Origin of the sequence: Pseudarthrobacter sp. Y6, from assembly GCF_050156205.1 — a bacterium.
GTDB lineage: Bacteria > Actinomycetota > Actinomycetes > Actinomycetales > Micrococcaceae > Arthrobacter.
The window spans coordinates 2,517,991-2,538,337 of the sequence record NZ_CP189574.1; the positions used below are offsets into that span (position 1 = coordinate 2,517,991).

At 63.2% G+C, this 20,347-nt stretch carries 18 protein-coding genes and 4 pseudogenes; 11 read left to right on the forward strand and 11 right to left on the reverse strand.

Translation table 11 applies throughout. The features are described from left to right. Positions 1 to 27: 27 nt before the first annotated feature. Positions 28 to 1,506, forward strand: coding sequence for a sialidase family protein (locus tag ACQCSW_RS12080; protein ID WP_426986196.1), 1,479 nt, complete (start codon positions 28 to 30; stop codon positions 1,504 to 1,506). 468 nt (positions 1,507 to 1,974) lie between these two features. On the opposite strand, the pseudogene ACQCSW_RS12085 reads toward ACQCSW_RS12080, so the two are convergent. After that, positions 1,975 to 2,145, reverse strand: a pseudogene (locus ACQCSW_RS12085) (DUF805 domain-containing protein); the annotation flags it as partial. Between the two features lie 46 nt (positions 2,146 to 2,191). Here ACQCSW_RS12085 and ACQCSW_RS12090 point away from each other — a divergent pair. Further along, complete coding sequence (locus ACQCSW_RS12090; protein ID WP_426986198.1) at positions 2,192 to 2,527, forward strand: ArsR/SmtB family transcription factor; 336 nt, start codon at positions 2,192 to 2,194, stop codon at positions 2,525 to 2,527. Positions 2,528 to 3,864: 1,337 nt separating this feature from the next. On the opposite strand, the pseudogene ACQCSW_RS12095 reads toward ACQCSW_RS12090, so the two are convergent. Together ACQCSW_RS12095 and ACQCSW_RS12100 are read right to left on the reverse strand one after the other, a co-directional pair. Further along, positions 3,865 to 5,108, reverse strand: a pseudogene (locus ACQCSW_RS12095) (IS256 family transposase). Positions 5,109 to 5,203: 95 nt separating this feature from the next. After that, positions 5,204 to 6,193: pseudogene (locus tag ACQCSW_RS12100) on the reverse strand (AMP-binding protein); the annotation flags it as partial. 190 nt (positions 6,194 to 6,383) lie between these two features. Between ACQCSW_RS12100 and ACQCSW_RS12105 the strand changes: the two are divergent. Together ACQCSW_RS12105 and ACQCSW_RS12110 are read left to right on the forward strand one after the other, a co-directional pair. After that, complete coding sequence (locus tag ACQCSW_RS12105) at positions 6,384 to 6,749, forward strand: helicase associated domain-containing protein (protein ID WP_426986200.1); 366 nt, start codon at positions 6,384 to 6,386, stop codon at positions 6,747 to 6,749. A gap of 54 nt (positions 6,750 to 6,803) precedes the next feature. Beyond that, the gene (locus tag ACQCSW_RS12110; protein ID WP_426986202.1) at positions 6,804 to 7,409 is read left to right on the forward strand and encodes a hypothetical protein; all 606 of its coding nucleotides are present in this window, start codon (positions 6,804 to 6,806) and stop codon (positions 7,407 to 7,409) included. 71 nt (positions 7,410 to 7,480) lie between these two features. On the opposite strand, the pseudogene ACQCSW_RS12115 reads toward ACQCSW_RS12110, so the two are convergent. After that, positions 7,481 to 8,906: pseudogene (locus ACQCSW_RS12115) on the reverse strand (IS3 family transposase). 175 nt (positions 8,907 to 9,081) lie between these two features. On the opposite strand from ACQCSW_RS12115, the gene ACQCSW_RS12120 reads away from it, so the two are divergent. The 5 genes from ACQCSW_RS12120 to ACQCSW_RS12140 all read left to right on the forward strand — a co-directional run bounded on the left by ACQCSW_RS12120 (position 9,082) and on the right by ACQCSW_RS12140 (position 12,828). Next, positions 9,082 to 9,579: a DUF2199 domain-containing protein gene (locus ACQCSW_RS12120; RefSeq protein ID WP_426986204.1), complete on the forward strand. Its 498-nt coding sequence runs from the start codon at positions 9,082 to 9,084 to the stop codon at positions 9,577 to 9,579. A 496-nt stretch (positions 9,580 to 10,075) separates the two neighbouring features. Beyond that, positions 10,076 to 10,342, forward strand: a complete 267-nt coding sequence (locus ACQCSW_RS12125) for a hypothetical protein (RefSeq protein ID WP_426986206.1) — start codon at positions 10,076 to 10,078, stop codon at positions 10,340 to 10,342. Between the two features lie 161 nt (positions 10,343 to 10,503). Continuing rightward, positions 10,504 to 11,145 carry a hypothetical protein gene (locus tag ACQCSW_RS12130; protein ID WP_426986208.1) on the forward strand — a complete coding sequence of 214 codons (642 nt, stop codon included), beginning with the start codon at positions 10,504 to 10,506 and terminating at the stop codon, positions 11,143 to 11,145. A 110-nt stretch (positions 11,146 to 11,255) separates the two neighbouring features. Further along, positions 11,256 to 11,972 carry a M48 family metalloprotease gene (locus ACQCSW_RS12135; RefSeq protein ID WP_426986210.1) on the forward strand — a complete coding sequence of 239 codons (717 nt, stop codon included), beginning with the start codon at positions 11,256 to 11,258 and terminating at the stop codon, positions 11,970 to 11,972. Positions 11,973 to 12,165: 193 nt separating this feature from the next. Further along, positions 12,166 to 12,828 (forward strand): MBL fold metallo-hydrolase, encoded by a 663-nt coding sequence (locus ACQCSW_RS12140; RefSeq protein ID WP_354253051.1) that lies wholly within the window; start codon positions 12,166 to 12,168, stop codon positions 12,826 to 12,828. A gap of 606 nt (positions 12,829 to 13,434) precedes the next feature. On the opposite strand, the gene ACQCSW_RS12145 is transcribed toward ACQCSW_RS12140, so the two are convergent. The 5 genes from ACQCSW_RS12145 to ACQCSW_RS12165 form a co-directional block, all read right to left on the reverse strand. Next, positions 13,435 to 14,490 (reverse strand): DNA polymerase IV, encoded by a 1,056-nt coding sequence (locus ACQCSW_RS12145; RefSeq protein ID WP_426990686.1) that lies wholly within the window; start codon positions 14,488 to 14,490, stop codon positions 13,435 to 13,437. A 647-nt stretch (positions 14,491 to 15,137) separates the two neighbouring features. Next, positions 15,138 to 15,341 (reverse strand): DUF427 domain-containing protein, encoded by a 204-nt coding sequence (locus tag ACQCSW_RS12150; protein ID WP_426986212.1) that lies wholly within the window; start codon positions 15,339 to 15,341, stop codon positions 15,138 to 15,140. Next, positions 15,338 to 16,126 (reverse strand): Crp/Fnr family transcriptional regulator, encoded by a 789-nt coding sequence (locus ACQCSW_RS12155; protein ID WP_426986214.1) that lies wholly within the window; start codon positions 16,124 to 16,126, stop codon positions 15,338 to 15,340. The genes ACQCSW_RS12150 and ACQCSW_RS12155 overlap by 4 nt, the downstream gene beginning before the upstream one ends. Then, on the reverse strand, positions 16,123 to 16,575 hold the full coding sequence (locus tag ACQCSW_RS12160) for a hypothetical protein (protein ID WP_426986216.1): 453 nt from the start codon (positions 16,573 to 16,575) through the stop codon (positions 16,123 to 16,125). Before ACQCSW_RS12160 ends, ACQCSW_RS12155 begins: the two co-directional genes overlap by 4 nt. 155 nt (positions 16,576 to 16,730) lie before the next feature. Further along, positions 16,731 to 17,039, reverse strand: a complete 309-nt coding sequence (locus ACQCSW_RS12165; RefSeq protein ID WP_426986218.1) for a hypothetical protein — start codon at positions 17,037 to 17,039, stop codon at positions 16,731 to 16,733. Between ACQCSW_RS12165 and ACQCSW_RS12170 the strand changes: the two genes are divergently transcribed. Both ACQCSW_RS12170 and ACQCSW_RS12175 read left to right on the forward strand, forming a co-directional pair. Then, positions 17,038 to 18,279 (forward strand): dihydrolipoyl dehydrogenase family protein, encoded by a 1,242-nt coding sequence (locus tag ACQCSW_RS12170; RefSeq protein ID WP_426986220.1) that lies wholly within the window; start codon positions 17,038 to 17,040, stop codon positions 18,277 to 18,279. The two genes, ACQCSW_RS12165 and ACQCSW_RS12170, sit on opposite strands and share 2 nt — an antisense overlap. Before the next feature lie 46 nt (positions 18,280 to 18,325). Then, complete coding sequence (locus tag ACQCSW_RS12175; protein ID WP_426990687.1) at positions 18,326 to 18,706, forward strand: MarR family winged helix-turn-helix transcriptional regulator; 381 nt, start codon at positions 18,326 to 18,328, stop codon at positions 18,704 to 18,706. A 254-nt stretch (positions 18,707 to 18,960) separates the two neighbouring features. Here the strand turns inward: ACQCSW_RS12175 and ACQCSW_RS12180 are convergent, their stop codons facing one another. Both ACQCSW_RS12180 and ACQCSW_RS12185 read right to left on the reverse strand, forming a co-directional pair. Then, positions 18,961 to 19,626, reverse strand: a complete 666-nt coding sequence (locus ACQCSW_RS12180; protein ID WP_426986222.1) for a hypothetical protein — start codon at positions 19,624 to 19,626, stop codon at positions 18,961 to 18,963. Beyond that, positions 19,623 to 20,234 carry an RNA polymerase sigma factor gene (locus ACQCSW_RS12185; RefSeq protein ID WP_160670377.1) on the reverse strand — a complete coding sequence of 204 codons (612 nt, stop codon included), beginning with the start codon at positions 20,232 to 20,234 and terminating at the stop codon, positions 19,623 to 19,625. Before ACQCSW_RS12185 ends, ACQCSW_RS12180 begins: the two co-directional genes overlap by 4 nt. Positions 20,235 to 20,347 lie beyond the last annotated feature (113 nt).

A 20,347-nucleotide genomic window follows, 5' to 3' on the forward strand; every position in this document is an offset into this window, starting at 1 on the left:
CCACCCCCACCCTTGTAGGAGAAACCAATGATCGCCAGACGCCTGCGCCGAGCCGCGCTGCTCACAATGCTGCCGGCCGCGCTCATGCTCAACATGTCCGGAGCTTCCGCCGCGACGCTCAGTCCCCTGGTCGTTGCGAGCGGGGCCAGCCCGTTCTCGGCCTGCACGTTGGGCTCCGCTCCCGGCGCCGTGAACTACCCGAACGCCGAGGTCGAGCCGTGGGTCGCCGTCAATCCGCACGACTCCAACAACATCATCGGCGTGTGGCAGCAGGACCGCTGGTCCGACGGCGGCGCGCGCGGTCTCGTGGCCGGTTACTCGACGAACGGGGGCACGACCTGGAATAAGGTAGCCCAGCCGTTCTCGGTCTGCGCCGCGGGCGGACCTTCCCGATACGACCGTGCCTCGGACCCGTGGGTCTCGATAGGACCGGACGGCACGGCATACTCGGTTTCCATTTCGTTCCAAGGCGTCGGCTACGACAATGCCGTTCTCGCCTCGACCTCCCACGAGGGCGGAGCAACATGGACTGCCCCGAAGACCCTGATCGAAGACCTCGGGTCTCCACAGTTCTTCAACGACAAGGAGTCCGTCACTGCTGACCCCTTGATTTCGGGCACGGCCTACGCAGTGTGGGACCGGCTCGTTTCACCGACCGATAACCCGCGGGCTGCAGCCCATGCGTCCGCCTACACGGGACCGACGCTTTTCTCCAAGACGACGGACTGGGGCGCCACGTGGAGCCCGCCGACGGTCATCGTGCACACCGGCAACAAGCAGCAGACCATCGGCAACCAGATCGTCGTCAGCCCGGACGGCACGCTGTACAACTTCTTCGACCTCATCCTGGGCACGGGCAAGAACGGTATCGACAAGCTGCACGGGCTCAACGTGGCCTACATCAAGTCCACGGACGGGGGCACCAGCTGGGCGGCCCCGCAGGTCATCGCGAAGCTCAACACCGCGGGCGTTACCGACCCCAACACGGGTGCGCCCGTTCGGACCGGGGACATCATCCCGGAGCCGGCTGTCGACCCGGCCACCGGGCAGCTGTACGTCGTGTGGCAGGATTCACGGTTCAACGGCGGGCACTACGACGAAGTCGCGATCTCAACGTCGACTGACAGCGGGGCGACCTGGAGCGCGCCGGAGCGCGCCAACACACCGAAGGGCGTCCCGGCCTTCACCCCGAGCGTTAGCGTCGCCGGCGGGAAGGTCGGCGTCACATACTACGACTTCCGGAACCTCACCGTCGGGAACACCAGCACGCTGCCCACGGACTACTGGTTCATCTCCTCCCCTGTGGGCACTCCTGCGCTCGGGGACGAGACGCACGTCCACGGCCCATTCGACATGATGACGGCGCCCTTGGCCCGCGGGTTCTTCGTGGGCGACTACGCCGGCCTGGCCCCCGTCGACTCGTCGTTCGCGTCGCTGTCCATACGGGCCAACGACGCGAACACGTCCAACCGGACCGACGCCGTGTTCACCGTCATCACACCGTAGGCGAGCCACCTGCACAAGGCAGGCACCGGCCAACGCTAAGGACTCGAGCCACACGGTGGTCATCCCGGATGTCGACCCCGAGCTCTCGCCCGGCGTCGAACTGGAGGACCCCGAGTCAATTATGAGATCAAGATGGACCGTTACGGTGACCTCGGGGCGGATCTGGGCGTTCCACATCCTCTTCGATCGGAGCAGGGGACGGCTCCTTGACCCCTCCTTCTTGCGCGCCACCGGTCGGCGGCGCGCGGAGCGGGGGCCCTCAGGGAAGAGATCACCAGAGCCAAGGTCACCGCTTCTTCGTGGTCAGTCGCCACGGAAGTTCGCGTAGTCACCCCGGCGGAGGAGGGGGAGATCCGCGCCTGGCTGACTGAGCGGGCGCAGACCATGCGCGCGATGTGGGAGCCATTGATGGGATAGTCTCTGCATCAAAAGGAGCCCGCAGGCGGCGGGCTCCTTTTATCGTCGTAGTCAGTGGGCGGTCGGCTGGTCGAACCGCTGACCTGCCGGGTTGGATGGCAGCAGCACGAAGACCAGCAGTGCGATGGCGCCAAGGAAGGGAATCAACCCAAGCAGGATCAACCATCCGCTCTGGGTGACGTCGTGGAGGCGCCGCACCGTCAGCGCGAGCGACGGGACAATCACTCATAATACGTCTGGCAGGAGTTGAATCTTGGAAAATCGACTTATGCACACCTTGGACCACCCCTCGCCCAATCAGATACGGATCGATGACGTTCTTTCGGCATTGGCTGATCCCATGCGGCGGCGGATCGTGGCCCAGTTGGCCGAAGGGCACCACGACCAGGCCTGCATCGCCTTCGAACTGCCGATTAGCAAATCTACTTCCACCGACCACTTCAGGGTTCTGCGTGAGGCCGGAGTCATCGAGCAGCGCTATCAAGGAAGTGCGATCCTAAACAGGCTTCGCTGCGGGACTCTGGACCATTCGTTTCCAGGTTTGTTGAATGCCATCGTCCGCGCCGAGCGAAAAGCCTCCACCGCGAGCACATCTCTGACTTAGCCGCCGGCTCCTGATTTCAAAGGGCCGGCCTTCAGCCGGAGGTGGTCCCTCGGGCGTCAAATGGCTTCCATCCTGATCAAGGCTTCGGGGGGTGTTTTGTGTCCCTTCCGGGCACCAGGCGAACGCTGCAGGGCCGGGCTGCTAGGGAGACATATGGGTTCATATCGGCTTGCGGAGGAACTCCGGGGTCGCTCGGTTGTGCTTTGGCCGGCACGCGGACCTGGCAGGCTCCACCGCTGAGCCCACCTCGGCGTCTCGCCGTTCCGTCATGTAGTCATCCAACACACAGGCAATGAATGATTATGAAGAACCAGCCACGTAGCCGCTACCACTGGACATCTCGTCCAAATCCACAACGTTTATGTCGTGGAGGCCAGAGGAAACCATGAAGAGTAACTAGCCCCGAACCCGGCCCCCACACTTCAAGAAGGAGGATGCCAGCAACAAGTAACTGCCACCAAAAAGGCCCCCGATGGGGCCCAACGTGAACAGTTTGTCCACACTCAGAGGCCCACAAGCCCCTGAACAGGGAACACACGTGCCCGAGGTGGGACTCGAACCGGACTCCAGCCCCTGCAAACACTGGTAAGTCGCGGAAACATGCGGAATCCGGCCCGAACCGACCGATGTACGCCTCAGTCCATTGCCCAAAGTGTGCACATTGTGCACACTCCGAATTCGCCCTTTGCACACGCCAAAAAAGGCAACCGCGTCCCCCCACGGAGGGAACGCGGTCCATTGCGAAAGGTCCTCCGGCCGCGTCTAGCAAAGGCGCGCCATCGCCACCCGCTTTTACGTACTCGCACTGCCCTACCGAGCAGGCGTCGTCCAATCGTCGTCATCGGCTCCGCCAATCAGGAGGCACTCCCTAACTTGCAGTCGCCACCACATCCTCCAGTGTCGACCTGTCGAAAAAGCGGATCTCGCCCGTCGCCTCGAAGAACACCGGAACCACTGATGTACTCGGGTCCTTAGACGTTTCGTAGATTTCAGGTCCACTTCCATGCTTCCGGGCAATGGTTCCAACCCAGTCGGTACCGCGAACCCGGACAGTTCGATATTTGTAGCTCATGTTGACCCCTTCGTCGACTAGGGCAAACACTACCCCTCGGACGCGTACCTTGGACTTTAGGGGGAAAGAGCCCTAAGCACGTCCAGGTTGACGACGACTCCCCGTTAAACGTTTGGGACCGGTAGGAGTACGTCGCCGCTAACGTTGCGCCGCTTCTCCGCAGGCTAGCCTTGTGTGACCAGCCACCCCCTCAACGCCCCCATGAAACGTCAGGAAGACGGGTCCCACGTGAGTGTCCGTCTAACGGTGGAACCGTGGCTGGCATTTAATTGATTCTTCCTTCGAAGGTGATGGCGAACGCGTTCCGGCCGGCGTCCGCCTCGTTGCCCATCGTGCCCTGCCTTTGCCGGTCGGGTCCAGTGCCCGAGTGGCCTGGTAGAGGCATTTCAGTGCGGCTTGGTCGGTGGGGAAATGTCCCCGGGCTCGGATCGCCCGCCGGTAGCGGGCATTGACGGATTCAAAGGCGTTCGTACTGCAGATGACCCGCCGGATTTCCACGTCGTAGTCCAGAAACGGCACGAACTCGCTCCACGCGTTCTCCCAGAGCCGCGTGATCGCCGGATACCGTTGGCCCCATTTGCCCGAGAAATCGACGAAGCGTTCCTTCGCCGCAGCCTCGGACGGAGCGGTGTAGACCGGGCGCAAGTCACGGGACATTTCGTCCCAGTATTGCCGGGCCGCGAACCGGAAGGTGTTCCGGATCAGGTGGACGATGCAGGTCTGGACCACGGCGCGGTCCCAGACCGTGTTGATGGCCTCCGGCAGGCCCTTGAGCCCGTCGCAGACGGTGATGCAGACGTCCTCCACGCCGCGGTTCTTGATTTCCGTCAGGACGGAGAGCCAGAACTTCGCGCCTTCCCCGCCGTCCCCGGCCCACAGCCCGAGGATGTCCCGTTCGCCGTTGACGCTGACCGCAACGTAGACCGGCCGGTTCGTGACCTGACCGTCGCGGACCTTGATCTGGATTGCATCGATGAACACCACCGGGAACACCCGGTCAAGGGGCCGGTTCTGCCACTCGGTCATTTCACCGATCACCTTTTCGGTGATCCGGGAGATCGTGTCTTTCGATACCCTGGCACCGAACACCTCCCCGAAATGGGCCGCGATCTCGCCGGTCGTGAGGCCCTTCGCGCTCAGCGACAGCACAATCTCATCCACGCCCGTCAGCCTTCGCTGCCGCTTCTTGACGATCTGCGAGTCGAACGTGGAGCCGGTGTCCCGCGGCACATCAATCTCCACCGGCCCGATCTCCGTCAACACGGTCTTCGTGCGGATGCCGTTACGGGAGTTCCCGCTCCCGCATCCGGCCACGTCGTGCTTTCCATAACCGAGGTGCTCGTCCATCTCGGCTTCCAACGCGGTCTCCAAAACGTTCTTCGTGAGTCGGTTCAACAACCCGCCCGGGCCCACGAGGTCGATCCCCTGTTCTCTGGCCTGGGCCAGGAGCTGCTGCGCCAACTCTTGCTGATCCACATCAGTCGCCATGGGATCCAGTGTTTCGCTCATGATCGGTCCTTCCAGCCAGGCACGGCCCTGCGTGTCAGGCCAACCACGGATCCACCGTTATTCAGACACTCCCTCCTTCCTTTCTATACTGCTCTTTACTGCGCGAGGGACTTGGCGATGTGAGCCATGACGGTGTTGTCGGCGAGGGTGGTGGCGTCGCCTACTTCACGGCCTTCTGCGATGTCCTTGAGGAGGCGGCGGACGATCTTGCCGGAGCGGGTTTTGAGCAGTTCCGGGACCACGAGGATGGTTTTTGGTTTGGCGATGGGCCCGATCTCCTTGCCCACGTGGTTGCGGAGCTCCTGGATGGTGGCGTCGCCCGAGTCCACGGCGTCGCCGCGCAGGATCACGAACGCAACGACGGCCTGGCCGGTGGTCTCGTCCGCGGCGCCCACAACGGCGGCTTCGGCCACTGAGGGGTGGCTGACCAGAGCGGATTCAATTTCGGTGGTGGAAAGCCGGTGCCCGGAGACGTTCATCACGTCATCCACCCGGCCCAGGAGCCACACGTCGCCGTCCTCGTCCTTCTTGGCGCCGTCACCGGCGAAGTACATGCCTTCGAAGCGGGACCAGTACGTCTCCTTGAACCGCTCGGGGTCGCCCCAGATGCCGCGGAGCATGGCAGGCCAAGGTTCCCGGATCACCAGGAAGCCGCCGTGGCCGTCCGGCACGGATTCGCCCTGCTCATCGACGACGTCCACCGCGATGCCGGGCAGCGGGACCTGGGCCGAGCCGGGCTTCGTGGCGGTGACGCAGGGCAGCGGGGCGATCATCTGGGCGCCGGTTTCGGTCTGCCACCAGGTGTCAACGATCGGTGCTTTGTTGCCGCCGATGACGTCCCGGTACCACATCCAGGCCTCGGGGTTGATGGATTCGCCCACGGAACCGAGGACGCGCAGGGAGGACAGGTCGTACTTGTCCGGGATGTCCCGGCCCCACTTCATGAACGTACGGATGGCCGTAGGGGCGGTGTACAGGATGGAGACCTTGTACTTCTCGATGATCTCCCACCAGCGGCCCTGGTGCGGCGAATCCGGGGTGCCCTCGTACATCACCTGGGTGGCGCCGTTGATGAGCGGTGCATAGAATCACCTGGCCATCGCTGCGAGGCAAGATCCCCGCATCAGAGGGGAGCATCAAGAGGCACTTCCGGACGTACCCAGACAGCTGCCCGTTGCCGGGCGCCGGAACCTCGCTGACATCCGGGCCCTGTATGAGGCTGAACACCGGCTCCCTGCCTCTCACGGCGCCTCCGCCCGCGAGAAAGCCTTGGCGGTGTGGCTGCACCGTCGCCGCAAGGAAGCAGCGCAGGGCACCCTCTCCCCCACTTATGCCCGGGCCCTCGACGTGATCCCCGGCTGGCGTGAGCAGTCCACGAAGCGGGCCGACGACGAAGCGCGCTGGAAGCAGCGCCTGAAAGAGGTCCAGAAGTACCGGGCTGCGGGCAAGGATTGGCCGCGGCACAACAAAACCGACGACCGGGCAGAGCGCGTCCTTGGTGTATGGCTGCACACGCAGCGGATCAACGACCGCGCCGGCAAGCTGGGCCCAGTTAAGAAGAACCAGCTCGACGAAGGGCTCCCGGGCTGGCGGCAGGGCAGACCACGGAGGGGCGGTCTGGGGCAGACTGATCGTGGTTAGGCTGAGTGCTGTGGGCACAAGCGTGCCGAGCACGTTGACGTCTGGAGGATCGCCATGGCCGACCTTGTCCCTGAATACCTGACCTTCGACTACCGCTGCCAGTTCCGGGGAATCCCCGGGGCCCACCATGACCCGGAAGGCTACCCGGTGTTCTGGACCGTCAAGGTCAAGGGGCGTGTCTGGGAGGACGAGGACGAGGACGAGGACGACAGTGAGGGCAAGGAAGTGTCCGTCGGGGAAGCACACCTGTACGTGGTTCCGGACGCGGGTGTCATCGAACTGTTCCTGACCCTGGACGCGGTGAGCCAGGAGGTAGCGAATGTCGGGGAGATGCTGACGATCAACCGTCCCGACCTGATCGAGGACATGGCCCTGGGCGGTGACCTGCTGGTCCTGTCCTCACTGCGGATCGCCCCAAAATTCCGCGGCAACAAACTCGGCCACTCCATCCTGAAAGCCATCCTCTGCACCATCGGCCGCTCCGCCTCCAAGGTCCTCCTGGAGGCGGCACCGGTACTCACCAAAGACGCCCCCTCGGAAGGAACAGCCGAGCACGAATCGGCCAAAGTGGCGCTACGGCAGTACTGGGAGAGTTTCGGCTTCCACCCGGCCCACTGCGACTACCTGGTCTTCGACGACATGGCGGACGTCCTGGACTAAGTGTCATGAAGACATCGGCCGTGAAACCTGGCAGGGCGGAATTTGTCAAGGCAGATGAGGCCAGCGGGAGTTTAGGCAGCTAATTCGACATCGGTTGATGGGTCCTTCATTTCGGCGGTCGTGGTTTCCATGGGTTTGTTGATCCAGGTCGTGCCCGGCAGGGCGAGGATCTTCGGATCCGTGGTGGTGGAGAACCGGTGCGGGTTCGCTGCGCGGGCGGCCTTCAGGACTGCGATGCGGGCTCGGGCCGTGGCGGCCGCGAGACCGTAGTGAACGTCCGCGGGGGTGTTCAACCCGATGCCGGTATGCCGATGATTGTGGTTGTAACCATCGACGAAGTCGGCCATGAAGGCGCGTGCGTCGCCGAGGCTGGCGAAGCGTTCCGGGAACACGGGAGCGTATTTCAAGGTCTTGAACCAGCCCTCCGAGAACGGGTTATCATTGCTCACCGGGGCCTGGAGTGCGACCGGGTGATCTCCAAATCTGACAACAGCGCGGCAACGGTCTTGCTCGTCATCGACGTTCCCTGGTCGGCGTGAACAACCTGCGGGGTGCCATGCAGAGCGAAGGTTCTCGTCATCATCTCCGCCGCTAACACCGCGGATTCCGACGCGTGGACGGCGCAGCCCACGATGTAACGCGAGTAGATATCGATCATCACGTACGCATCGAAATACTTGCCTTTGATCGGCCCGGGCAGCTTGGTAATATCCCAAGAAATGACGTCTCCTGGTTTGACGGCGACAAGTTCCGGGATGGCTCGCGCCGAATGCCGCGCTTGGGCACGACGCTCCTTCACTTGACGGTTGTCCCGCAGAACCCGGTAAATGGTGGAGATCGACGCCAAATACACGCCCGCGTCGAGCAGCTGGGCGTAGATCTGGATCGGCGCCAAATCGACGAACTCCGGCGAGTTCACCACGTCAAGGATGTGGGTCCGCTCGGCATCGCTGAGCTTGTTCGCCGGCACCACCACGACCGCCGACAGACGTGTCGCCCGGGGCTTCCTGGTGGCGGTTGCCCGGGGAAGACCGACCAACGTGGCGGCCGTGCGGGTGGAAATGCCGCGGGCGGTCAGCTCACGATAGGTGGTTTTTACTGTCTCGTCTGCGGTGGTTCGTCCCGCGAGCTCTTGGAAAGATTTTCCAACAGCTCGTGCATTTTTGACATGATCTCCAACGCCACCTCGGTCGTGGCCAGACGTTGGTCCGTCAACTCCAGTTTTCGTTTGAGCCGGGCGATCTCGGCCTGCTCCGGGGTGAGTTTCCCGATCTTCTCCCCGGGCTGTTTGCCCTCCAGCACGCCAGCGTCACGGAGCTTTCGCCATTCGGTGATCTGGGAGGAATAGATGCCCTGCTGACGCAGATACGCCCCGCCCGTATTCGTGGCGATCGCGACCTCGTAAGCGGCAAGGTGGACGAGTTTCTGCGCCGGAGTGATCGAACGCCTCCGCGTCGGACCACCCGACCTCGGCCCTGCAGGGATGCTGTTGTTCATAGGACTATCGTCGCGCACGACGCTGATCGATGGAGTGGACATGGTGGATCGATTCCTGGTTCTCGCCCTACGACGCGGCGGACTTGCTCTTAGCTACTGGCCTCACCCGATCCTGACACGCAGGGGTCCCGCACCCCCACATAGACTCAGCGTAAGGACGATCCTTGGGGGAATAATGTTTGGCAGAAAGCACGCGTGCGAAATGTGCGGGCGGAAGACGGCGGCGCACGACCGCGATGTCCGGTTCCGCCTCCCGGATCCGGTCCTGAACAGCCCCGAGCAGCACCACGCCGAGGACAGTTGGCTGAGCGATCCTGACCCCAACAAGGCAACGCTTATGCAGATCCCGAACATCAGCCCGTTCGTCCGGGCCCTGCTGCCGGTCAAACTGCAAGGCGGATACGAATTCCGGTTCGGGGTTTGGATCGCCATCCACCCCGATGACCTCCAGCATGCGTGCAGGGTCTGGAATGCCCCGGAGTACAGAGAACTGAAGCTAACGGGCTACCTGGCCAACAGGATCGAGCCTTGGGGTCTTTTCGCTGTCCCGGTGAACCTCGCGGTGCTCAACCCGGAGCAAACTCCCTACTGCGTGACAAGCCCCAACAAGGAGTTGAACGACGTGCTCACTCAAGAGTGGCCGCACGACGTTCTGGCAGCCCTTCCCGCGTAGCACTGAGACCCCCATGGAGACGACCGTGGCAGCCAACCTTCCGCGACGGACACCAGCCCGGAAGCACTTCGGGGAAACCCTCCGGGCCGGCAGGTACAGCCACCGGCTGACCAGGGACGAAGGCGGTTTCTCACCATCGTCGCAACAGGTTCGATTTGAAGGTAACAGAATCCCTGTCTAGCCATCGAAGTCGCTGCCATACGTGCGCCAAACAGATGACGCGTTCAACCGAATGCGTCTCGAGCGAGGTGGCAACGCTGCAGGTCAAACGCACGAGAGGTGCTAGTGGTCTTCTCGCTGGTGTTGGGGGGTAATAGGCTTTGTCCATGTCACGAGGCAGTGCCGGCAAAAGACTAGAGCCTAAGATGACTCTCGGCACCTGGGTCGCGTCCGGGGACATGATCGTGGCCTTGGCCGCCGGGGACTACCGGCTGGAGATGAGCACCGACATCACCCGCAACTCATGGGGAATGTATAGGTTCGAGGGGGCTCTCCGATGACTGACCTCGTGGGCATTACCATCGATGAGCTCAAGATCCGCAGGGTGAACAACGAAACGCTCGCCACCGTTGGATTCCTCTGCGCGCCGGAAGATGGATCGGCCCTACCATCAATGGACTCAATCGACGCCGCCATCGCCGCTATCAGGCTCCCTGGGAATCAGGACCAACGCTTCCACGCGGTCCCGGTAAGCAAAGGTGCGGCAATTTACGCCTACCCGGTCATGGGGGCGAAGGGCGCCGCTGCGTTCGCCGCGCAATGATCGCGGATGCCATCGCTCCCCTCGGGTTCACAGGAATTATCACAGCATGCAGGGACCGCATCGGCCCCCGTCCCAAGACAGATCGTCACTCCTACGGCGCCGCGATCTGCTCCGCCGGGGCTGCGCTGGACAACGACGAGACGCCACTGTTTTTTCGGCCGGTGAAAAAGAATTTGGACCGGTGGGCTGTTGGCGACCCAACTTTCACAGGGATCGTGGACCGGCTCGCCGGCTGGGCCGCGGACAACGCGGTCGGTCCCATCCTCGCGGGAATCCACTTCACTATGTCCAAGTGCAAACCACACCAGGTAGCCGATGTCTTGACTCGTTGCTGCGAAGACGTCGGATGGGCGGACCTGCTGTTCCCCACCGCCAATGGTGACTGGAGCGCCCGGTTCTCCATCGAAGGGTGGATTCTCGCCCATACCGAGATCAAGAAGGACAGGGACGACGCAGGGCAGTCCCTCATGAATCTCCTCACGGACCTGGCCCCGCTGTATGACTATGCCGCAATGACCCGAAAGTCTTTCGGCAGCTCCTCGCCACACAGTTTGATGATCCAAGGCGGGCGGCCGGAACGTGGGGACCGCGAACTGCAAACATCCCACTCGCTCGTGAAGGAGTACGTGCCTGGCATCTTCGCGGTGCAGGTCCTTGGACCCGGGGTCCCTGATCTGGAGCCAACCGGCCGCTGGCGTATCACCCCTTTGAAGGCCGGTCGCAGGATGAAAGCGATCCCGTGGGTCGAGGCCACCCAGGCCCGGATCGGTGCCCCCCAGGAACAGAAGGCTACCGCCAGCTAAAGTTGCCTCCTTTTCAGCCGGCGTGGTCACCAAGACGAGGACTACACCGCGGCACACGGTGCGCTCCTGCAACTGGTCTCTGATGGGCATAAGCTCGTTACCATTCGAACGTGGCAATCATAGTTAGAGACAGGAGAAAGACTATGGATTCAACCGGCTCTCCCCTTGACCGAGACGGCGACGACACGAACTATAGGTCAGCGCCAGTAGCTGACGCGCATGCACAAGCGCGGGCAATCTCTGAGCCGATCCTGGCCGCTCTCTGCGCCAAGGGCGGGCATCCGGTCCCCTCGCTAGAGATCGTGGATGCGCTGCCCGGCGGTGACACGTCAACGGCCAGGGCTTCAAGTATTCGAGGTGCCGGGACTATCGAACTACCACACAACCTCACCAAGGACCTATCTCATGATGGTCTCGAAAGCTTGCTCGGCCACGAGCTCGGACACATGATCCGGAAACGCTCGCCAACAATGATGTTCCGCCACATTTTCTATTGGCTCTTCATTCCTCTGGCTGTGGCAGCGCCTGTCATCTGGGCAGTGGGTGGCATCACCAACACCAAGTCCCTGTACATAACCGGTGCCTCCGCCCTCTTTCTGCTCGCCCTTAGCTCACTGGGCATAGCGATGGCCCTCTCCCGCAAGCACGAAGCGGACTGCGATCTTTTCTCCCACCAGCTGGCGGGTAGCTTTCCCGGAGCCGTAGAACATTTGGGCAGTTATCGGGCACGGGAGAAATTCGCTAAGAGGCGGACGCCCTGGAACGCTCTCATGGCGCATCATCCCAAAGCACAACGACGAATCGACCTAATCCAGAAGCGCGCATAGGGAAGCTAACGCCCGTCTCAGTTCCAAGGTACTCGGTTCATTCGGGGGCAACCTCACCTCCACCGACAACGGCGAAAAGACCATCGCCCCCTGGTAACGAGCGACACGTCAAGAGCTCGAAGTCACCACGCCCGGGTGAGCGCTTGCACCCGCCCGGGCGTCGTGACACCGCCCCATCCCAGAGGTTGCCGACATGGACCATCCCCAACTCGAACCGCTCCTAACCGGCCTGCACGCCACCCCGTCGGTCCCACTGCCCTTCATGGACGGTGTCGACCTTCACTCCTTCGTGCTGGAAACAGAACAGGGCCTGGTCGTCATCTACAACACCCCAGCCATCGACACCGTCGGAGAAGAGATATCATCCCTCGGGAAACCCCGACGCCTGCTCATCAACCATTGGCACGAGGGCATGTCCGGGACCCCGTCGATGAATATCCCCACCTTCGTGCACAGCCGGGACCAAGCCCAGCTCGAGTCCACGATGCGAGTCGACGGCACATTCGAAGACCAGCAAATGATCGGAGACGACCTCGAAGTCATCCCGAGCCTGGCACACACACCGGGCGCGGCTTTCTACCTTTGGAACAACGGCGAGCACAAAATCCTCTTCGTCGGCGACAGCTTCTGGGTCGAGAACGGCGTCTGGAAAGCGGTACTCCTCGGCGAAAGCAACCGGAAGAAGTTCCTTGAAACGCTCGAACACATGCGCGACCTCGACTTCGACGTGCTCGCACCCTGGCCAGCACAACGGGGCCGCCCCGCGATCGATGTGATCACCGAGAAGCAGAAACAAAAGCAAATCGACGGACTAACTGCCCGGATAAAAGCCGGAGCCAGCGGACCAAGTAGCTAACCGAAGGTGCAGGCCCCTCTGACCAGACGTGCGGAATTCCGCCAAGATGGTCTCATCAACTGCCTCAACAGCCTCCGGTATCGACATCTCAGCGGCCTCCGCCAGGAGGCCTGCGAAGTATTGGACCATGGATGCTTCGTAATCTGTCTGTACCGGCACAGTTCCCCCATTGTTGCTGTAGCGTCGGAGGACCCTTCCCCTGCTCCTATGCCGACAGCCTACGGGCACGGCGAGGAGTCAGGGAGTCCACGCCGCATACATGAGATTCATGCCTTCCAGCCCCAGCATCCCACGGCGTACCGAGCCCTTATCGCGCTCAGGGAGCACCGTTCGCTTCTGCCGTCTCGCGTGGAGGATGCCCACTGACGGCCATCAGAACTGCTCTATGATGACCGCAAATGGGTAATTCCACTGGCCGCCACACGAATTCTAGGGGTCGTTGCAACACCCGGTGGCCACCTGTGGGCAGTTTTCAATGGCCGCTAACACTCATACCGCCGGGCAGCCCGGTACAGGTTCGCCTTACGATGGAGTAGTCCCGTCTTGGTCCGGGTGCAGACGTCTTCGGACGATTCATCCGCGCTGGTAAGGAAGGCAGCGACGCCGTCACCAACCGCCGCGCGTTGGCGTATGTCCCTTTCGGGCATCGTCGGGCATTGCCATTTCGGCCCGTAGGCCCAGGAGCCGGATCGGACGGCCCGCTTCGATTCCTGCTGCGAGGTCCAAGGCACGCGCGAGGATTTCGTTCCGGTCAAATGTCTCGGGAATTTTCCTCGCGTGGGTCTTGGTGACGAACGGCGCGTACCGAACCTTGAGGGTCAGCCCAACGACGGGCCGTCCTTCGGCCACGACATCCTCAAGGACACGCGCTGTCAGCTCCCTTACGGCGCCGTCCACCTGGGCAGGCTCGGTCAGGTCGCGCTGGAAGGTGGTCTCCCGGCTATGCCCGCGGGCAACCCACGGGGTGTCGTCCACAACGCTGGCGCCGTCCCCGCGTCCGAGCTCCGCGTACCAAGGACCCATCCTGGGGCCGAACTCCGGGACCAGATCTTGGGGGTCTAACGCGGCGAGCTCGGCGACTGTGTTGATGCCGAGTTTGGCCAGCCGGCCCGACACCTTGGTTCCGACGCCCCACAGGTCCTTGGTGGGCCGACTGCCCATGACGTCGAGCCAGTTCCCCGCAGTAAGACGGAAGACGCCGGCCGGCTTGCCGAAACCGGTGGCGACCTTGGCCCGGACCAAGGTGTCGCCGATGCCCACGCTGCAATGCAGCTGCGTTCGCTCCAGGACAGCGGCCTGCACCCGCCGGGCGTAGGCTTCCGGATTCTCTGTCTCCGTGCCAACAAAGGCTTCATCCCAGCCCAGCACCTGCACGGTGGCGCCGGGCTGCGCGCGCAGGGTAGTCATCACGGTTTCAGACGCCGCCAGGTAAGCCTCCTGATCGACGGGCAGGATCACAGCGTCGGGCACTTTCCGGGCCGCAATGCGTAAGGGCATTCCGGAACCCACGCCGAACGCCCTGGCTTCGTAGGATGCGGTCGACACTACAGCTCGTTCCGTGGGGTCGCCCCGACCGCCGACGATGATCGGCTTGCCCGCGAGCTCCGGCCGCCGGAGCACTTCGACCGCCGCGATGAACTGGTCGAGATCGACGTGCAGCACCCACCGGATTCCGCTCACGCCACCAGTCTGCCCTAAACATCCCTGGCAAGCATCGGCTCTCCACCGGGCCTGGCCGCTGAGCCTGCGGCCTCCTGACCTTGCCGGGGCCAAAATCGTACCGCTCAGGGTTCCTCTTCCGGGAAACCTCGAGACTTTAGGTGCCGCCCAGCTCACCCATTGCAGCCCGCTTCGCCTGTGAGGCGTCTCGTAACCTCAGTGTGTCGAAACACATGCGATGCAAGACTCAAAGCCCGGTTGAGCGACATCAAGCGATCACAGAAAGCCGCCACGAAGCGCTGAACTCCACAGACCAACCTCCGACGCGCCGGCCGTCCCATATTGAAAAAGGATAGTTAAGGGACGAAATCGGGTCGAGTGTCGCCACTTTTGTCATTTTCCGAGTCGTATGCACGGAATATCCAAAGTCCTCTGCACGGCCACTCCACGGGTGCCTGCATGCGCGGATCGTTGCCGAATAGCCATGTAGCCGGAACGACCGAGCAGTGGTGGTCAGGTCCCCAGTCTGCACCTTCCACCGCGGATGTGGCCCGTCAGGGACGTTCGCCGGTGACGATCACACCGCTCCCGGGGGGGAAGGCAACGTGGCCCTTGATCATCCGGGCCAGGGGTGTCGGCCGCGGGTAGGACTAGGCGGCGTTCGGTGCCCGGTAGCCCCCGGCGCGGACGTGATGGTAGCGGGCGACACCCTTCCAGAAGCACAGGGTCCGGATCCGGCTGCCCGCCAGTGCGCCCGGCCTCACGGACTCAGCGGGGAAGTAGTGGTTGCCTTCCAGATACACCGTGCGCTCCGAGCGGGCAATCACCTGGCCGTGGAAAGTGGCGGTGATCATGAGGTGCTCCGGGCGGTTTTGTGCAAGATATCGCGGTCACGGATGACGATGCGCCCGCGGCCCTGCCGGATGGCCTTCCTGGCCGTCAGCTCACCCATGATCTTGCTGGTCGCCGCCCGGGAGGCGCCCAGGAGGCCGGCGAGCTGTTCGTGGGTCAGATGGATGGTCCGGGCCTGCCCGAAACGCGGCGGCCCCCCGGCGTCACCGAGTTTAAGCAGGGTGGACGCCAACTGGGCCGATAACGGCCGCAACGCCAGATTGGTCAGACGCTCTTCGAGGCGGGCGACCTGTTCGCCCAGGAGCCGGGAGATGCGGATCGCGATGCGCGGATCCGAGAGCAGAAACCGTTCGACCTCGTCCACGCTGAGCTGGCAGATCGCGGAGTCTTCGATGGCCTCGGCGTAGTTGTCATACATCCGCTGGCCCACGAGCATCATCTCCCCGAACACCGCGCCCGGTTCCAGAATGGCCATCGTCAGGGCCTTGCCGTCCTCGGCGACCCGGAAAATACGCACCCGGCCGGATTTGAGGATGAACAGGGCCTTGACGGGCTGGCTCTGGCTGAACAGGAGTTCTCCGCGGCGAAACAGCCGGGCCGGGGCCATGAGGTCCATGGCCGCGATCTCCTGCGCGCTCAGGTCAGCGAACAGATCAACTTCGTTCAAACAGCTGAACGGGTCAGCGGGTCCTGCCATGAGCGGGTCGGCCTCTCGTTGCCGCGGGGCCCACGGGCGCAGGTCTCCGGAGACAGTGGCCGCCACGCCGACCCGGCAGGTATCGCTCATGCCTGGCTCTTGAGGACGCGGACCGCCACCAGTCCCAGAATAACGCCATAGATCAGGTGTCCCATGAGGCTCATCAGCGCGGTGAGGTCAACGGTGAACAGGGTCATGCCCATTATGCCCGGCATGACCATCAGGGGCCCAAGGACCCACCAGATGGCCCCGTAACCGAGCCCGACGAGGGCGCCGCGGCCATACACGGTCAGGAACCGGTTGCCGAACAGCACCGTCAGGCCCAGTCCGATCAGCACCGAAATCATCAGATGGACGCCGAACCCGACCACCGCCGAGTCGGAGCCGACCATGGACGCGATGACGGGAAGCATGCCCATCATCGCCATGAGAACCCCGAACACGATACCCCCGGCAATACCACCGGCGGCCCCGGCCAAGACCCGCCGGCCGATGCCGGTCCCGGACGTGTGATGTGAATGAGCTGACACAGAAGCCATGACGGCAACCTTCCATCGAAGAGTTCTTTGCTGACGTCTTCAACGTATGGCCGGTCCATGATGCCGTTCAGTAATCTGCGCTACACAGCAGATAAACATCGAGAGCTGCGACCGGCGCCCCGGGTAAAGCCCAAGGAGGTGAACCGGACGGGGCTTCACCCGTCGTGCATCATCATTCCGGCCCGGATCTGGAGGTGGCCGCCCCTCGCGGAGGCTCTGACAACGTCATCGCACCGTTCTTTCACCGCCCGCCATGGGGCCGCGGTGGGGTCGGATCCTCCCAGCGCGCACGCCAGCCGCGCCAGCGGAGTCAGCCACCGCGCCCATCCCACCGGATCCTGCATGTCCACGACCCCGACCCGGGCGTCTGCGGACAGCAGCCCGGTCATATTCGTCCAAGCCTGCACCCAGTCCCGCATCAGGGACAACGAGTAGGTCGCCAGGGCTGCATCCGAAAACGCCATGAGGGCCCGCGCGCTAACCGGACAGCCGCCGGAATCTGCCGCGGTCCGGCAACGCATCTTCGCCGCGATCAACACCATCGAACCCCTCGACTCGCCGGCGGCACTCGAAGACGTCGGCGTGGAAGTCATCAAGGGCACCCTGACGTTCCGCGCATCCGGCATTGCCGACGTCAACGGCAGGACGATCCGCTTCCGGCAGGCGCTGATCGCTACCGGCGGTACACCGGTCAGTACTGGCATCCCGGGTCTGGCCCCGGGGGCCACCGTCACGTCCGACACGATCTGGGAACTCGATGCCCTTCCCGGACGCCTGGCCATTGTTGGAGAAGGCCCGGTCGCCTGCGAACTCGGACAGGCCTTCGCCCGCCTCGGAACCGAGGTCACCATGATCGTCCGCTCCCGGATCCTCCCCAAGGAAGATCCCGACGCCGCCGACCTCGTCCGGGAGAGCCTGGAAGCCGACGGTGTCCGCATCCTGGAATACGCATCCGTCGAGAACGCGGCTACCACGGCCGCTGGAACCCGGATCCGGCTGGGGGACGGCGCTGCCGTCGACACGGACGCGGTCCTTCTGGCCACCGGGCGCACGCCCCGGACCGCGGGCCTTGGACTGGAACGGATCGGGGTCAAGCTGGACGAGGACGGCCATGTGATCACGGATTCCCGAATGATGACCTCCAATCCGCTCATCTGGGCCGCGGGAGACGTGACCGCGAACCCCCAGTTCACCCACCTTGCCGGCGTTCATGCATCCGTGGCCGCCTCGAACGCGGTGCTCGGACTCAAACGCCAGGTCAGCGGCACGGTGCCCCGGGTGACATTCACGTCCCCGGAAGTGGCCGCCGTCGGGCTCACCGGGGCCGACAGCCGCCTGCAGCACCGCGCCCGGACTGTCCGGCACACCCATGTCGACCGCGCCGTGACGGAGGACTCCACGAGCGGCTTCACGAGGCTGATCATGGACCGGCGGGGCAAAATCCTGGGTTGCACCATCGTCGGTCCCCGAGCCGGGGAATCCCTGGCTGAACTGACCCTGGCAGTCCACAAGGGAATGACAACGTCCGACATCGCAGGAACGACGCACCCCTACCCCACGTATTCGGACGGTGTGTGGAACGCCGCCGTCGCCGATGTCCGGGAACGCCTGGCCTCTCCGGGTACACGCCGGGCCATGGCGGCGCTGATCTGGTTCCGGCGCCGATGGCTGGACGGACCAGGGTCTCACCGCAGGGACCAGTAGCCGGCGTGGATCCGCTGGACATCATCGCGTCCTGGCCGCTACCGAACTGAACCGCCTCGGCCTCTCGATAGGCCAGGAGTCCCTGATCATGGAACTGGCAAAACAAGGTCCCCGGACCCAGGCGCAGCTCGCCACCGCTGCCGGCTGTGAACCCCCGACCATCACTTCCGCCGTGCAGAAGCTTGAAGCGCTAGGGCTGGTAAGCCGGCACCCATCCACCGAGGACCGGCGCGCAACGGTCGTAGAGCTGACAGCCGAGGGCGAGGCGCTGCTCGAAGGGCTGTCAGCTGACTGGATTCATCTGGCCGAGTCGACAGTGGCCGGGCTGTCGCGTACCGGGGTGGAAGATTTGATCGAGGCCCTGACTGACCTGGCCGCAAGTCTGGAGACCGCGGCCCGCGATCTGGACGCCCGCAGGACTACCTGACCCCGGCGTGGCCTCAATAGCCCCGTCCGGGGGAAACGCCCGCTCACCCATCCCCTTGCGGGCTGCGAGGTGATAAATAGCGCTGCGCAAAGACCGCCATTTATCGCTGCGAGTCACACCCTGATGGGATTGCGTAAATCGACTGGAGCCTTAATGCATTGCAGGGCTGGCGCAGTCAACGCGTCACAGTCACTCGCGAGAGTTGCCGGCCTACTGTCACCCGCGATGTTCTGACAGGACGCCGTAGGCTCCGGCTAACGGCTACTTTCGTCGAGTGCAGGAATGCCGAGCTGGGCACAGACCTCAGCAGGGCCGGGGATGACCGCCACGGTGCCGTCCACAACGCATGCCGTCAGGAAAGGTATGAAATTTCCGAACGACCTAAGGGCGGGATCCCTGAAAAGGGGCTTGCCGTTCTGGTCCACAACTGCCTCTGCAGTGGGCATAGCACCTGGAGTTGGGGAGATGAAACCCTCGGGGATGAGGTCGTCGTTAATGCCAGATAGGTTCATGTTTCCCATGTCCCATACGCGACTGCACTGGTTTATGGGGTCCGCGATCTGTTGCATTCCGGCGTTTTTATCGTCCGGGTTGGGGTTGTTCTTGGCGTCGAATCCAGTGATGAAAATCCCGGTGGTGATGTAGGGGGGCTTTGTCTCCCCCGGCGACCCTTCCACCGGGGGCCTGGTGGTGAGGTCGGCGTGGTAGTAGCAGCGGATGTCCCGTTTGTCCTCCACGGGAGCGAATGCCACGTAGACACCGGCGGCCGTGGTGCCGGCCAGTGCCAGTCCGGCGAAGGTCAGCGCTGCCGGTTTGCGCCAGCGTGGGGCGGTCTTCGGCTTGCGGCGGGCTTCTTGGACGAGGAGGTTCTGGACACGATTTTTCGTGTCTTTCGGGTAAGTCACTTCAGACAGGTTCATGAGATCCTCGCTTCAACGATCGTCGTGTCGAGTTGTTCGGCGGGCTCTTGTGCCCGGTTCATGGCCGCAAGTTTGGCCCGTGCCCGATGCAGTCTCGATTTCACCGTCCCGATTCGGACACCGAGGGTCTTTGCGGCTTCTTCCTGGCCAATCCCGTTCATCAGGCACAGGACAACGACATCCCGTTCACCGTCATTCAGACCGGCGGTGGTATCGAGTAGTTCGCGGACGGACCGTTCTGCGTCAAGCCTTGAGGCGACCGATTCTGCATGGTCTGCTTCATTTTGGCCGTGACGGGGGTCGGAGTGCGGCAGCCTGGCCAGAAAGGCGGCATGCCTGCGCGTTCCCCTGGCCCGGTTGCGGTTCGCGTTCGTTGCCGCGCCCAGCAGCCACGGCAGCAGAGTGTCCTTCTCCGGTCTGAGCCTGTTCCGTTGTCGCCACGCCTCCAAGAAAGTGATCGAGACGAGTTCCTCCGCGTCGTGCCAGGAACCACAACGGGACAGGCAATACCGGAAGACTGCATCGGCGTGCCTGTCGAACAGGACCCCGAACGCATCAGCGTCGCCTGCGATGCACTTATGCCACAGGTCTTCGTCGGTTTCCCCCATTAGCCTCATGCCTTGTAGTGTCCGCAGGATCCGAAAAGGTTCCTGAACCGACAAACAATTTGCGCCGCTTCAAGGACAAACAGCGTGGAACGGCAACAGCGCTTCAGAAACAC

Excerpts from the sequence above, each read along its gene's own strand:
- ACQCSW_RS12080 (WP_426986196.1), top strand. The coding sequence starts at position 28 with ATGATCGCCAGACGCCTGCGCCGAGCCGCGCTGCTCACAATGCTGCCG.
- ACQCSW_RS12090 (WP_426986198.1), top strand. The coding sequence starts at position 2,192 with ATGCACACCTTGGACCACCCCTCGCCCAATCAGATACGGATCGATGAC.
- ACQCSW_RS12110 (WP_426986202.1), top strand. The coding sequence starts at position 6,804 with ATGGCCGACCTTGTCCCTGAATACCTGACCTTCGACTACCGCTGCCAG.
- ACQCSW_RS12120 (WP_426986204.1), top strand. The coding sequence starts at position 9,082 with ATGTTTGGCAGAAAGCACGCGTGCGAAATGTGCGGGCGGAAGACGGCG.
- ACQCSW_RS12125 (WP_426986206.1), top strand. The coding sequence starts at position 10,076 with ATGACTGACCTCGTGGGCATTACCATCGATGAGCTCAAGATCCGCAGG.
- ACQCSW_RS12140 (WP_354253051.1), top strand. The coding sequence starts at position 12,166 with ATGGACCATCCCCAACTCGAACCGCTCCTAACCGGCCTGCACGCCACC.
- ACQCSW_RS12150 (WP_426986212.1), bottom strand. The coding sequence starts at position 15,341 with ATGATCACCGCCACTTTCCACGGCCAGGTGATTGCCCGCTCGGAGCGC.
- ACQCSW_RS12155 (WP_426986214.1), bottom strand. The coding sequence starts at position 16,126 with ATGAGCGATACCTGCCGGGTCGGCGTGGCGGCCACTGTCTCCGGAGAC.
- ACQCSW_RS12160 (WP_426986216.1), bottom strand. The coding sequence starts at position 16,575 with ATGGCTTCTGTGTCAGCTCATTCACATCACACGTCCGGGACCGGCATC.
- ACQCSW_RS12170 (WP_426986220.1), top strand. The coding sequence starts at position 17,038 with ATGAGGGCCCGCGCGCTAACCGGACAGCCGCCGGAATCTGCCGCGGTC.
- ACQCSW_RS12165 (WP_426986218.1), bottom strand. The coding sequence starts at position 17,039 with ATGGCGTTTTCGGATGCAGCCCTGGCGACCTACTCGTTGTCCCTGATG.
- ACQCSW_RS12180 (WP_426986222.1), bottom strand. The coding sequence starts at position 19,626 with ATGAACCTGTCTGAAGTGACTTACCCGAAAGACACGAAAAATCGTGTC.
- ACQCSW_RS12185 (WP_160670377.1), bottom strand. The coding sequence starts at position 20,234 with ATGGGGGAAACCGACGAAGACCTGTGGCATAAGTGCATCGCAGGCGAC.